Consider the following 13183-nt stretch of genomic DNA (forward strand, 5'->3'; position numbering starts at 1 on the left):
ATTATTTTACGCTATTTTTACACTATTCGTCCATAAACTCTATTGGACAAAACATGCACGAAATGATACACTATCTTTAACAGAAGCCTACTTGTTTAAAGGAGGTGCGAGACGCATCATGTATATCAACTCTGGTTATCTGCATAATTCATTATTGGATTTTAAAGATAAGAGCAAACCACTAGTAGTGGGAAGCTGTGGGACATACCGGCTGATCCACCAGCCCAAGCTTCCCACGTATCGCCCCCGGGGAAGGATTGACTATCAATTGCTTTATATTGCTGCAGGGAAAGGTCATTTCTTTTTGAATGGCAAGAAAGAGATTATAGAGGCCGGACATATGATTTTATACAAGCCACGGGAAATGCAAAGATATGTTTATTATGGGACAGACCAGACAGAAGTTTACTGGGTTCATTTTACCGGTAATAATGTAAAAAATATTTTAAGAGAATACCATTTGTTTGAATCCGGACAGATTATCCAGACTGGAAACTCTACGGAATATCATCAGATTTTCCGAAAAATGATTCAGGAACTCCAGCTTACCCGTCCTCATTATGAAGAATACTTATCTCTCCTGCTCAGGGAACTGTTCCTTCTGATTAGCCGCCAGGCTCCTATGGGCATCTCTTCCCAGAACCGGATGTTGCAAAAAGAAATGGAAGAAGCTACACAGTATTTTAATGAACATTTTGCAGAAGAAATATCGATTGAGCAGTACGCCATGGACAAACACCTCAGTATCAGCTGGTTTATCCGAAGCTTTAAACGTTACAATAGCGTAACTCCCATGCAGTATATACTAAATCTCCGGATCACAAATGCAAAGACACTGCTCCGGACTACTACATATTCTGTATCCGAGGTGGCATCCATCGTTGGGTATAATAATCCGCTGTATTTCAGCAGACTGTTCAAAAAACAGACGGGACTTCGTCCATCGGAATTTCGGAATAATAAGATTTAGGAAAGCGCATAGTTTCAAATCAATTTTATATTATAGACGTAAAACTTCTTTATATCCAATCTGCTCTTCCAAAAATGTATTTCCCGTTTTTTGTTTTGCCATAATGCTTCTCCTAAAAAAATTTTATTCTGCCATACTTTACCTATTCTGAAAAGGTCGTAGCGTTTAGAATAAATCCCTCCAACGAATCGCAAGAAAAAAGCAAGAATATAAATCTGTCATTTTCACAACTCTATGTTAAAATATTCTTACTTATACTACGAAGGGAGGAATCTATTTTTGTCGAAAGCAACACTATTTGACAGCCGTATCAAAAAGTACGCTTACTGTAAGCCGCCAGAAATCTACCGGGATCTTGGTACATCTGCCCTTGGGCTATCCAAAGAACAGGTGGATGCAATGCGGGAAAGATATGGCAAAAACAGTTTTCAGGAACGTAAAACAGATACCACCATCCAGCGATTGCGGCGAGCGTTTATTAATCCATTTCATGTGATTCTATTTATTTTAGGTATTGTTTCTCTTGTTACCGATGTTTTTATGGCCTCTAATTTTACACGGAATGCTACTACTGCCCTTATCATTTTTTCCATGATTGTATCAGCGGTATCATCCGTTTAATTCAGGAGCTGCGGGCGAAAAGCACAGCCGAACAGCTTGAGCGTTTGATTCACGAAAAGGTTACCGTAAGACGGAATGGGGAACTACGTGAAATTCCCGGTGAAGAATTAGTAGTAGGCGATCTGATTCTGTTTTCTGCTGGTGATCGTGTTCCAGCGGACATCCGGCTGACAAAGGTAACCCTTACGTTTACCAGCGGGGCATCACTGTTTGGACTGACAAAATTACCACTTTGGTATTTTGCCTTTTTGCTGCATGTGGCATTTTCTATATGCTGCTGAGTTCCGTAACCAAATATTTTTATAAGAACAAATATCAAGAGTTGATTTAAAGGAGGCGTCCATGATGAAAAAGAATATCAGTTATATTCCCATGGATCATGCCCTTGAAATCTGGCTCTTGGAAAAATTATTAAGAGAACCGCCGGAAAGTGCTTATACAAAAGAGCTGATTTCCGGTATTCAGGACATGATAAGCGGAGAAGTATCCTCGCTGTTATTAGGAGCCTTAGAAGATACAGAGGTGCCCATTGGTGTACACTCAGATGAACTTCTAATCGGTGATCTGGAAATTCATCCAAGGAGCCATAAAGTCCTGATGAAAGGTTCTGAAATCAGTTTGACATCAAAGGAATTCGATATTTTGTATTTTTTGGCTAAGAATCGTGGAGAAGTATTTACAAAAGAACAGATTTACCGTGCAGTATGGGAGGAAGATTATCTTCTAGATAACAGCAACATCATGGCTTTTATCCAGAAACTGCGAAAAAAGATTGAACCTGCCCCGGATTCTCCCACATACATTTTAACCATCTGGGGGATTGGTTACAAATTTAATGATGAGTTATAAGAAAGGCGGACTGAGACCATTTTAGGTTTCAGCCCGTCTATTTTCTTGCCAAATCGCAAGTAAATCGCAAGACTTTAGCCATAGGATTCCCCTACTGTTTTTTATATACTTTTCGTGGTCAAAGAAATATATAAAATATGGTAGTGATTCGTGCTGCCACCATGATTGTACTTATCACCAAACTTTTGAAACTGACAAAACGAAGCAACCGCTTCTATCACTAAAAGGAGGATCAGACAATGGACTTTACCTGCATTTTTTTTGGAATCCTATTTACCCTTGCCGGTCTTTGGTTTGTCTTTGGAAAAGGCTACCTCCATCTTTCCCTATGGAAAAATATGCCGCAAAAAGAGAAGGATAAACTTCGAATTGTCCCTCTTGGCCGTAATATCGGAGGAATTATTGCCTTAAACGGTATCATCTTTCTGGTAAAAGGATTTTTTCCCTTATTTTCAAGCCACTGGTTTGTATCTGCAATGATTGCATGGATGATACTTGCCGGCTTAGATGTCTGGTATATCAAAAAAGGCAACCGATATCACAGGCCGTAATTCCCATTGCGGTTTTACATAGATAGCTTTTAAAGATTGTGAGGTGAAAGACATGGACTCTGAAGACAGTCCACGAAGGCATAGAATATTGTATGAGTGTCCACAGATTCCGTATCCCTCATATAATTTTCCTTGCCCCTACAATAATTCAAGGAGGTAAGACCAATGAACAAAAAAGAAAATCGTATGGCTGTTCGCCAGACTGTAGAAAAGGCAGTCATCCGTGACGAACAGAACCGTCGCATCCAATCTGCAGCAACCAACCCGGTAAAAGAGGTTTTAAAAATCTTTCATACCACACTTAGGGGGTTAGAAGCAGATACCGTATCCGTAAACCGTTCCAAATACGGTACGAACAAAGTCACCCACGAAAAAAAGAAATCCCTGGCAAAACGTGTGGCAGGTGCATTTATCAACCCTTTTACTGCTATTTTATTTTGCCTTGCTTTTGTTGTTTCCACGATTACGGATATGATTTTCCCGTATTTTTCACTCTTTGGAAGCGTATCAGAGGACTTTGATTTTTTAACAGTCGTTATCATTTTAACTATGGTATTTATTTCCGGTACCCTTCGCTTTGTGCAGGAATCCCGCAGCGGAAATGCGGCGGAAAAGCTGCTTGCAATGATCACAACGACCTGTACCGTCACCCGCATAGGACAGGAAAAAACAGAGATACCCATGGATGACCTGGTGGTAGGTGATATCGTCCATTTATCTGCCGGGGACATGATTCCGGCAGATGTCCGTATCCTGGATGCAAAAGATCTATTTGTCAGCCAGGCAAGCCTCTCTTCTAGCATCCGGATACAATGGCTTTATAACTGCATAAAGCAAATGCTGTAAATCATATTCATTTTCAATCTGTATTTTTTTCAAGTTTTCAGACGTAAGTGATGCCCTCTTATCTGGTTTTACTTCCCTAAACGCTTCTAAGAAGAAATAAAAATTTCGCAGATACCTTTCAATCTCCTTTTGAATAAATTGTGATGACTCCTCATATTCTTCACATAAAATACTGTCCAAATAGATTAACAGATTTTCTTTTGCCTTTAACATATTTTCACGGGTAGATTCTTTTGAAAATTTGTTCACCATATATTTCTGTTTATTTCTAATATTTTGAACAATATCATTCTTATATGATTCTTGTTTCATCATCTGGTGCAGCTTCAATATAAATGCCTCATATTCCTCTACAGTATCCACTAATTTCAACTTTTCGATATACTCTTTCAGCATATTATCCATTCATTCTCCCCCATCTCAGATAAAACAAAAATAATGGATCCAAAACATACACTTTTCCGTCTTTCCATTCTATTGCTTTATAAATTTCTTCTTTTTCTTTTAGGATTGTTTGTAAATTATTTAAATGACTTTTTACAGAATTTCTATCCGGTTTTCCTTCTGTTTTAGGAATAAGGTTTATGATTCTGTCATAAACTGTGTCAAAATCTAATTCCATAATCGGAGGATTTTTGGCTAACGATTCCACAATCAGTCCATACAAATCCAATTCTTTTCCATCTAATGTTTTGTATAAATTTCTTTTCTTTCCACGCGGATTTGGACCTTTAGACATTACATTTACCACATCGTAATAGTTAAAGTTAACCGTTGTAAATTTATATGCCATTTCCAACATATCAAAATTTACAATATGCTCATTTTTGTCTTCCAACAATGTGCAAATGCTCAGACAAATATACTGCATTAACTGTGGTGATGTAAGACATTCAACTGCCAACTGTTCTGCAACTTCATCTGTTATCTTAATGTCAAGTTGTTTAAATCCTTTTAAAGCAATCTCTTTTAAATCCTTTTTTTCCCACGCTTCAATATTAATTAAACTCAATCTTCCCGATAAATCTGCATTCTGTCGAATTGCATCGTCTGCCCTATGCGGAAGAGAAACTACGACTACCTTTAATTCTCTTCTAATTGCATCTTTGAACTGTTGTGCCATTTTTGTCTGCATCTCTTTTGAAGCATAATGAAAATCATCAATTACTAATACTTTATCGTGCTCTTTATAATATTGAATAACGGTATCTTTCGCTAGAACATACTTTTCACTTTTACTATCTGTTTCCTTACTATTTACTTCATTAACCTCTCTTTCTGTTGTCAATTCTCCTTTATAAGGCAACCCCACTTTTGCAGCAACAATTGCCCAAAAATCTGTGTTGCTGTTAAAATCCGCACCAGAAATTTCAACAATGTTGTCAAATCCAATTACCTTCTCGCATAAGATTGTCTTTCCCATTTTTGATGGTCCAATTAATGATGTAAGGCAACCCGCTGTTCTCAATGCCTGCTTTAAACGTAATTCATATGATATACCTGTATTTTCATAATTCCTGGAGACATATGTATATTCCGGATACGCTCCAGGTTTAAATACATTTTCTGCTTTTAGTCTCATATTAGCACCACCAAATATTAATTACTCTAATTATAACACATTTTATTACTTTTTATTGGTCTAAATATCATTTGACCATAATATAACTTCATTGTTATACTCCAGCACAAATGATTTTGTTCTCTAGCATACTTAATAGAAAACAAAAAGGCTGAAGCCCATGATGCGACTCCAACCCTTTAATTTCTCTCGACAAAAGAAAACATATAACCCTTGCATTTATATTTAATTATTCTGAATGATATTCACTCCAAATTACCATTTTTGCGTAACAAATTCAATTTCGTAACAATATCATTCTTTCATTTTCAGTTTCGTTTAGTTTCATCCAATCCATACATCTCGTACTTCAAATCACAGAACAACACTATATATTGTTCTTTAGCACTGCTACATTATAGCACTTCAGAAACGTCCGGAAAGCACATGGCGAAACGGATATCTACTTCATTTTTGTCTTTCATTACCGAGTTTACCTCGTTCCCGATATAGCGGGCAGGTTTATCGATTTTTAGTAATATTTCATCGTTTAAAGCTAGTTTTCTCATGAAAACCTCCTGTTTATTTGTACATTTTGCGTAAGCATTTTAGTTTTTATCCTATTACTTAAAACTTGTTAGTATTTTTGAATATTTTATAATACAAAACATCATTTTAGATGATATTACAATTTGCCGAAATAGTCAAATCATAATATACTCTTACATAAATGATAACTGTTCATCTCCCCCCCCTATAAAAGTTTACAATCTTTTCTCCACCAATTCAATAAAATTTAACATCTGTTTCGTAACCCATTTATTTTTATGATAAAATAGTTGACTGTACATTTTTACACCCGACAAATTTGTCCGTACTTCTGAAAGCACCTTTTTATCCAATTCTTTCTGTACCGTGAATTTGGGTAAAAAAGAAACGCCCATTCCCTTCTTTAACAGGTTGATAATTGTTTCTGTGTTTCCAATTTCTAAAATAGGATTTATTTCCAAATCCTTTTCAGAAAGAAGTCTTTCGAGTTCATACTGATACGCTGCTCCTCTTTCGGTTAAAATAAACGGTTTTTCGATTAACTGTTGAATAGATATTTTACCGGAAGGAACATTTATTTTATCGACCAAGGTGACAAATACAATCTCTTCCTCGGTGATAACCGCACGGATCCACTCTTTTCCTAAGATTTTTTTATCCAAAGTATAGACAAAATCAATTTCATTACTTTTAGCCATTTCCATTAATTCATCAGTTGTACCTGACTTAATTGTTACCTGTACATTTGGACAGATTTGATAAAATTTCAAAAGCAAATCAGGAAGAAGTGCGGTACAAATAGACTCCACACCTCCAATCCGGAGTGTCCCCTCTAAAATATTGTTTTGTCGAGCGAAGTATTTTGCGTTGTCTGTTACACGCATAATGTCATTAGCATAAGCGACAAACGCTTGCCCCTTCTCCGTTAAATATACTCGTTTTCCAATACGCTCAAACAATTGCGTCTGCAGTTCATTTTCTAATTGTCTAATCTGAACGGTCACGGCAGATTGCGAATAGCCTAATTGTTCTGCTGCCTTAGAAAAATTTTGCGTTCCCGCCACCTTTAAAAATGTATTAATATTTCGTAATTCCATAACAACCTCTATATTAAAAAAAATCATATATATTATAAAATATATAAATTTTACATATATGTGAGTTTAGTGTACACTACTGTACAGTAATAGTAAAGAGAGGAGTCTTAATAAGATGATAAACAGTGAAAATATTTTAAATAGTGTACAGTTAGAAGAAGCAATCGAAAAATTTGTACATCAGTTTTGTACTGAAAAGCACGACATACATTCTCAAAAAGTAACTTGGTATACATCAAAGGGACAGCTTGAAAAAATAAAACAAATTGGTATTTCTAAAGAAGGGCGTCCTGTAGATGAAGTTATTTCTGAAATGACAAATGAAGTTTACCGTTATCGCGGAGATGCAAATCACCCTAGATTTTTCGGATTTGTTCCCGGTCCCGCCTCTTCTATCTCGTGGCTTGGGGATATTATGACTTCGGCTTATAACATTCATGCAGGCGGAAGCAAACTTGCTCCTATGGTAAATTGCATCGAACAAGAAGTTCTCCGTTGGCTTTGTAAACAAGTAGGTTTTACCGGAAATTCTGGAGGAGTATTTGTCAGCGGCGGTTCTATGGCAAATATTACAGCACTTACAGCGGCTCGTGATTGTAAATTGAATGACGAAAATCTTCATCTTGGTGTTGCATATGTTTCAGAACAGACACATAGTTCTGTAGCAAAAGGACTTCGTATTATCGGCATTCCTAACAGTCGCATCCGTAAAGTCGCAACAAACTCCGCATTCCAAATGGATATGGATATGTTAAAGGATATGATTGCAAAAGATAAGGAAAACGGATTCATTCCTTTTGTTGTAATAGGAACAGCAGGGACAACAAATACAGGAAGTATTGACCCTCTTGAAGAAATTGCAAAAATTTGTTCAGATAATCAGATGTGGTTCCATATTGACGGAGCGTATGGTGCTTCCGTTCTGCTCAGTCCTAAATACAGACATTTACTAAAAGGCACTGAATTAGCGGACAGTATCAGTTGGGACGCACATAAATGGCTTTTCCAGACATATGGCTGTGCTATGGTTTTGGTAAAAGATATTAAGCATTTATTTAACAGTTTTCATGTGAATCCGGAATATTTAAAAGATGTAGAGGGCGATATGGAGCATATCAATACATGGGATATTGGAATGGAACTGACAAGACCGGCAAGGGGATTAAAATTATGGCTGACTTTACAGGTGCTTGGAACACGTTTAATTGGAAGTGCTATTGAACACGGTTTCCAACTTGCCGAATGGACGCAGGAAGCATTAGAGGAACTGGATAACTGGGAAATTGTTTCGAAAGCACAATTGGCTATGCTTAACTTCCGTTACACAGCAGATGATTTGACAGATGAACAAGCGGACTTATTAAATGAAAAAGTTTCTGAAAAAATCGTAGAAAGCGGTTATGCTGCCGTATTCACAACTATTTTAAACGGAAAGAAAGTTCTCCGTATCTGTGCATTACATCCTGAAACAACAAGAGATGATATGAGAACGACAGTTCAACTTTTTGACACATATGCAAGAGAATTACACGAAGAAATGAAACATTAATGATATATGAAACATAAAAGAATACCTGTCGATAAGTCTAAGTATAAAGAGTATCGACAGGTATTTTTCCTATTAAATCGAAAATTATCCTTTTCTGAATGGCAACGCTGTTAGATTTCCAAGTATTGCAATAACACTATATGCTATCACATAAATCCACGCAGTTGAATTATAGAAAATATATATGGTTGGAATGAAAATAATTGCTGCAATCAAAACATAACTGAAACTAAATCCATTTTTTAGTCCATACATAACAGATGTCATAAAACATATTATAGGAATAATTACCAACATCATAAACATTGCACTGCCAGTATCTGTTATAGCCCAAGGAATACCATAAAACGCTATAGTCAATACGACATAAAAAACAAGATTTCTTTTTATTTTATTCATAAACCTTCCATTTCCCCATTTCTTACCTGTTCAATGTATTCCGCCGTATCCTTTGAAACATTGTCAAACAGATATTGCTTATTTTTTATCGGCTGATTCAGATGTTCTCTTCTTATTTCTTCATTTGCAACAAGAATTTCTTCTAAAAGACCTTTTGCAGACAAACGATTTGCCCCCTGTCCCATAATAATCATCTGTTCCAGACCGTCGGAAGTTGCAACAGTGACTTTATAATGTTTTCCTAATTCATGTACGGTCTTTTCAATATATTGGTCAGCAGTTTCCGCTTCTTTTGTATACACGACATGGATATTGTGATATTTCTGTACTTCACCTACATTTCCCGATACTTTATAAGCATCAAAAACAAGGATTAGCGTACATTGACGGTATCCCTGATAATTACTTAAAATATCCATCAGTTTATTTCTTGCCCCTTCTATATTTACTTCGGACAATTCTTTTAAATCTTCCCATGCAAAAATAATATTATAACCGTCAACAAGAAGATACTCTTTTTCGTATTCTTTCTTTTTTACAGGTTTTCCTATAGTGTTCTGAGAAGAAATCTGTTTTTTAAAGTTGATTTTCTTACGTTTCACCGGTCCATAAGTTCGTTCAAAAATTTCCAATAGTTCTTCCTCATCAATGACAGGTGGAAGATATACACTTTCACAGGAAATGTTCTTTGTTATTTTTTTCTCTTGGGATGAAGTATGCATATACTCTTCTACTTTATCCCAACTTACATTAAATCCCGCACCATGAGAACAGAACACAGAACCGGTTGGATTCTCCAAATCAGATTCCGAATCATACTGTATTTTTTCAATCACTTCTTCGGAATTATGACACGGTTCATAACCTTTTAATGAACAGAAGAGTCGTCCCTGTCCTTTTGTATAAGAAAGAACTTCCTTCTGATATTCCTGCATATGTACTACAGGTGCTGTTCCTGTTAAGATGCTCATTTCTCCTTCTGTTTCAGGTGATGAGAAATCTGCCTTCATTCTCTGTAAATCCGACATTGCCCGACCGATCATTTCACTTGGAACTTCCAACCTGTATTCATAAACCGGTTCTAATAAAATAGATTCCGCACGTTTTAATCCCTGTCGAACGGCACGATAAGTTGCCTGACGAAAATCTCCTCCCTCTGTATGTTTAATGTGTGATTTTCCTGTTGTAAGGATAATATTCATATCTGTAATTTCAGAACCGGTCAAAACTCCCCTATGCTGTTTCTCTTCCAAATGTGTTAAAATCAGACGCTGCCAGTTCTTATTTAAAACATCTTCACTGCACTCTGTTGAAAAACGCAGTCCACTTCCCCGTTTTCTCGGCTCTAACCGGAGTCGGACTTCCGCATAATGTCTTAGAGGTTCAAAATGTCCTGCCCCTTCTACTGCTTCCTTAATTGTTTCTTTGTAAATAATCTGTCCCTGTCCAAAAGAAACATCTGTGTGAAAGCGTTCGAAAATTAAACTTTTTAATATTTCTAACTGAATTTCGCCCATGACCTGCGCGTGAATTTCGCCTGCTTCTTTATTCCATACGATATGTAATTCCGGTTCTTCCTCTTCTAATAGTTTTAAATTTAGAAACATTCCGTGCATATCACATTCTTCCGGAAAGTGAAGGCAGTATGTTAATACGGGTTCAAGCACAGGTTTCTCAGAATGTTTCTCATTTCCAAGTCCCTCACCTGCTTTTGAAGTATTAAGACCTGTAACAGCACAAATCATCCCTGCTGTCGCTTCATTTATCGGTTGATAAGATGCGCCGGAATAAATACGAATTTGTTCTATTTTCTCTTCATCTTTTATTTTTTCTTTTACTTTTAATGTTCCGCCTGTAATTTTCAAATGACTAAGACGATTTCCCTGTTGGTCACGGGAAATTTTATATACCTTTGCGCCAAATTCATCTCCATAGTTTTTTTCATTTGTATATTGATAAATTCCTTCTAAAAAAAAGTCAACCCCTTCCAGTTTAAGTGCCGAGCCAAAATAACATGGGAACAATTTACGTTTTTCTATAAGTGTTCGGATTTCTTCTTGAGAAATATTTTCAGTTTCCAAATATTTTTCTAAAAGTATTTCATCACAAACTGCAATATTCTCCATAAAAGTTTCCTTATTTACTTTATCGCTAAAATCAATACAATGTGAATTTAAGCGGTTTTGCAGTTCGTTCAACAAGGATTCTCGTTCTGCTCCCTGCTGATCCATTTTATTAATAAAAAGAAAAACCGGAATATTGTATTTGTCCAATAGTTTCCAAAGTGTCTGTACATGGCTCTGCACACCGTCTGCACCACTGATAACGAGAATAGCGTAATCCAGCACTTGCAAAGTACGTTCCATTTCAGCCGAAAAGTCAATATGTCCGGGAGTATCCAAGAGCGTGATTTCTTTCTCGTTTAAACAAAAATTTGCCTGTTTAGAAAAAATGGTAATGCCTCGTGAACGCTCAAGGGCATCTGTATCTAAAAATGCGTTTTTATGATCTACACGTCCAAGTTTCCGAATTTGACCTGTTTTATATAAAATACTCTCGGCAAGGGTTGTCTTTCCTGCATCTACATGGGCCAATATACCGATTGTTAATTTGTTGCTTTTCATTGTTTATCTCCTATTTCGGAAAATATTGCCGTCAAAGTAGAAGATGCTTCTTCATAGGCATAATAATTTCCGGCTGTTAAAGTTTTCTGTATCGTAGACTGTGTTACGCCGTGACGTCTGGCAGCAGTTGTCTGTGTATCCTGATACTTTATCATATTATAAATGATTTCTCTTTGCCTGTCACTCCATGATAATTCCAAAGTGGCTAAAAGTGAAAAAATAGTATTTATGAGATGTACTCTTTCATTCTGCTCTCCTGCGATTTCTAAATGGATATCCGTAAATGCTTTTTGTTTTTTCTTATCTCTGTTTTGCAATATTTTTAAAGATTCTCTCGCTTTTTCATAACCCGCACCTGAAATGGTTATGGCATTCTCGGATTGAAAATCCGCCTCAATCTCACCGATACCTATGCCAAATCGAACTCTATCAGGATACATCTCATTTTTAATTTCTAAAAGCAATTTCATTAAATTACATCCTCTACAAATAAGTCCTTGAAATTCATTTTCAATTGTTGGCATAAACTTTGCAGAAATATCTTCATCATGTTCTTGATTAATTGTTTGTAATACAGTATTCAACTTTTTTTGCTGTTGCCTTTTTTCTTCAGTATTCTTTGATGAAAGAACTTCTCCGACAATAGATATATATGGTTTAGAAAAAAAGAAGAAAAACATATAAACACCTCCTTTTAAGGAGATTATATACCTATAATTATCTATAATCAATACTTATTCATTAAAATATGAATATTATATAATATAGATAATATTAGGAATAATATAAATTCATTCATTATTTAGGTTGTGATTTCTTCACAAAAAATAAAGAAGTGCCTTCACACTTCCTTACCGCATATATCCATACTTTAACATGATTTTATCTATCATTTTAGATGCCTCACTTCTTGTTAACTTTTTCAAATCTTCTTTTTCAGTCAGAGAATGATAATTAAGCAATAATCTTAAATAGTCTAACTGTTTCTTAGTAATCTTCTGAACTTTTTTGGGTTTATAGCAAAGAGGCGTCGGAGTAAAAAGAGAGGGAACGGATTTTTCAAAATCATGTGCCAGCATATGATATAATTTTGCCGTCGCCAATGCATCATGATAAGCACGATGCGCTGCCGCATTAACGATATTATAGTATCCGCATAAACTTTCTAAACTTTTTGACTCCAAATCTTTATGTACTTTCCGTGCAATTTTCAGCGTATCAATCCCTTCCTTTTCAAAAGTAAATCCATAACGCACAGCATATGTTTTCATAAACTTATAGTCAAACTGAATGTTATGTCCAAGTAAAAAGTAACCGTCACAGAATGTAACAAAATCTTGAATTACTTCTTTTGTATCACCCGCATTCTTCACCATATCATTTGTAATACCGGTTAGATTAGTAATGGCATTTGAAATTGGTACAGGTGGTTTTAGAAATTGTGCAAACCTGTCTATGACCTTTCCGTCTTTTACTTTCACAGCACCTATTTCAATAATATAATCCTTCTCTTCATTTAATCCGGTTGTTTCCAAATCAAAGGAAATATACGTTTTTTTCATAAATG

At 35.9% G+C, this 13183-nt stretch carries 12 protein-coding genes and 2 pseudogenes; 6 read left to right on the forward strand and 8 right to left on the reverse strand.

The window, feature by feature from the left end; all coding sequences use genetic code 11:
• Positions 1 to 118 precede the first annotated feature (118 nt).
• The 5 genes and pseudogenes from ACYPXO_RS10140 to ACYPXO_RS10160 form a co-directional block, all read left to right on the forward strand.
• Entirely contained in the window at positions 119 to 970 is an 852-nt protein-coding gene (locus tag ACYPXO_RS10140; RefSeq protein ID WP_459640450.1) for an AraC family transcriptional regulator, read from the forward strand.
• Positions 971 to 1249: 279 nt separating this feature from the next.
• Positions 1250 to 1806, forward strand: a pseudogene (locus ACYPXO_RS10145) (P-type ATPase); the annotation flags it as partial.
• A gap of 130 nt (positions 1807 to 1936) precedes the next feature.
• Positions 1937 to 2440 carry a winged helix-turn-helix domain-containing protein gene (locus ACYPXO_RS10150; RefSeq protein ID WP_459640520.1) on the forward strand — a complete coding sequence of 168 codons (504 nt, stop codon included), beginning with the start codon at positions 1937 to 1939 and terminating at the stop codon, positions 2438 to 2440.
• 239 nt (positions 2441 to 2679) lie between these two features.
• Entirely contained in the window at positions 2680 to 2991 is a 312-nt protein-coding gene (locus ACYPXO_RS10155) for a DUF3784 domain-containing protein (protein ID WP_459640451.1), read from the forward strand.
• A 165-nt stretch (positions 2992 to 3156) separates the two neighbouring features.
• A pseudogene (locus ACYPXO_RS10160) lies at positions 3157 to 3786 on the forward strand (cation-transporting P-type ATPase); the annotation flags it as partial.
• Here ACYPXO_RS10160 and ACYPXO_RS10165 read toward each other — a convergent pair.
• From ACYPXO_RS10165 to ACYPXO_RS10180, 4 genes are all read right to left on the reverse strand, one after another.
• Entirely contained in the window at positions 3760 to 4242 is a 483-nt protein-coding gene (locus ACYPXO_RS10165; protein ID WP_459640452.1) for a PD-(D/E)XK nuclease domain-containing protein, read from the reverse strand. The pseudogene ACYPXO_RS10160 and the gene ACYPXO_RS10165 sit on opposite strands and share 27 nt — an antisense overlap.
• Positions 4235 to 5419 (reverse strand): ATP-binding protein, encoded by a 1185-nt coding sequence (locus ACYPXO_RS10170; RefSeq protein WP_459640453.1) that lies wholly within the window; start codon positions 5417 to 5419, stop codon positions 4235 to 4237. The genes ACYPXO_RS10165 and ACYPXO_RS10170 overlap by 8 nt, the downstream gene beginning before the upstream one ends.
• A gap of 395 nt (positions 5420 to 5814) precedes the next feature.
• The gene (locus tag ACYPXO_RS10175) at positions 5815 to 5967 is read right to left on the reverse strand and encodes a hypothetical protein (protein WP_459640522.1); all 153 of its coding nucleotides are present in this window, start codon (positions 5965 to 5967) and stop codon (positions 5815 to 5817) included.
• 195 nt (positions 5968 to 6162) lie between these two features.
• Positions 6163 to 7044 (reverse strand): LysR family transcriptional regulator, encoded by an 882-nt coding sequence (locus ACYPXO_RS10180; protein WP_459640454.1) that lies wholly within the window; start codon positions 7042 to 7044, stop codon positions 6163 to 6165.
• 115 nt (positions 7045 to 7159) lie between these two features.
• On the opposite strand from ACYPXO_RS10180, the gene ACYPXO_RS10185 reads away from it, so the two are divergent.
• Positions 7160 to 8593 (forward strand): pyridoxal phosphate-dependent decarboxylase family protein, encoded by a 1434-nt coding sequence (locus ACYPXO_RS10185; protein WP_459640455.1) that lies wholly within the window; start codon positions 7160 to 7162, stop codon positions 8591 to 8593.
• A gap of 84 nt (positions 8594 to 8677) precedes the next feature.
• Here ACYPXO_RS10185 and ACYPXO_RS10190 read toward each other — a convergent pair whose 3' ends face one another.
• The 4 genes from ACYPXO_RS10190 to ACYPXO_RS10205 form a co-directional block, all read right to left on the reverse strand.
• Positions 8678 to 8992, reverse strand: coding sequence for a hypothetical protein (locus tag ACYPXO_RS10190; RefSeq protein ID WP_459640456.1), 315 nt, complete (start codon positions 8990 to 8992; stop codon positions 8678 to 8680).
• Entirely contained in the window at positions 8989 to 11616 is a 2628-nt protein-coding gene (locus ACYPXO_RS10195) for an NYN domain-containing protein (RefSeq protein WP_459640457.1), read from the reverse strand. The genes ACYPXO_RS10190 and ACYPXO_RS10195 overlap by 4 nt, the downstream gene beginning before the upstream one ends.
• Positions 11613 to 12296: a SatD family protein gene (locus ACYPXO_RS10200; protein WP_459640458.1), complete on the reverse strand. Its 684-nt coding sequence runs from the start codon at positions 12294 to 12296 to the stop codon at positions 11613 to 11615. The genes ACYPXO_RS10195 and ACYPXO_RS10200 overlap by 4 nt, the downstream gene beginning before the upstream one ends.
• 171 nt (positions 12297 to 12467) lie before the next feature.
• A complete protein-coding gene (locus tag ACYPXO_RS10205; protein ID WP_459640459.1) occupies positions 12468 to 13178 on the reverse strand; it encodes a 3'-5' exonuclease in 711 nt (236 codons plus the stop codon).
• Positions 13179 to 13183: the final 5 nt, after the last annotated feature.

The sequence above is a fragment of the Faecalimonas canis genome (genome assembly GCF_054601575.1).

Excerpts from the sequence above, each read along its gene's own strand:
- ACYPXO_RS10140 (WP_459640450.1), top strand. The coding sequence starts at position 119 with ATGTATATCAACTCTGGTTATCTGCATAATTCATTATTGGATTTTAAA.
- ACYPXO_RS10150 (WP_459640520.1), top strand. The coding sequence starts at position 1,937 with ATGAAAAAGAATATCAGTTATATTCCCATGGATCATGCCCTTGAAATC.
- ACYPXO_RS10155 (WP_459640451.1), top strand. The coding sequence starts at position 2,680 with ATGGACTTTACCTGCATTTTTTTTGGAATCCTATTTACCCTTGCCGGT.
- ACYPXO_RS10165 (WP_459640452.1), bottom strand. The coding sequence starts at position 4,242 with ATGGATAATATGCTGAAAGAGTATATCGAAAAGTTGAAATTAGTGGAT.
- ACYPXO_RS10170 (WP_459640453.1), bottom strand. The coding sequence starts at position 5,419 with ATGAGACTAAAAGCAGAAAATGTATTTAAACCTGGAGCGTATCCGGAA.
- ACYPXO_RS10175 (WP_459640522.1), bottom strand. The coding sequence starts at position 5,967 with ATGAGAAAACTAGCTTTAAACGATGAAATATTACTAAAAATCGATAAA.
- ACYPXO_RS10180 (WP_459640454.1), bottom strand. The coding sequence starts at position 7,044 with ATGGAATTACGAAATATTAATACATTTTTAAAGGTGGCGGGAACGCAA.
- ACYPXO_RS10185 (WP_459640455.1), top strand. The coding sequence starts at position 7,160 with ATGATAAACAGTGAAAATATTTTAAATAGTGTACAGTTAGAAGAAGCA.
- ACYPXO_RS10190 (WP_459640456.1), bottom strand. The coding sequence starts at position 8,992 with ATGAATAAAATAAAAAGAAATCTTGTTTTTTATGTCGTATTGACTATA.
- ACYPXO_RS10195 (WP_459640457.1), bottom strand. The coding sequence starts at position 11,616 with ATGAAAAGCAACAAATTAACAATCGGTATATTGGCCCATGTAGATGCA.
- ACYPXO_RS10200 (WP_459640458.1), bottom strand. The coding sequence starts at position 12,296 with ATGTTTTTCTTCTTTTTTTCTAAACCATATATATCTATTGTCGGAGAA.
- ACYPXO_RS10205 (WP_459640459.1), bottom strand. The coding sequence starts at position 13,178 with ATGAAAAAAACGTATATTTCCTTTGATTTGGAAACAACCGGATTAAAT.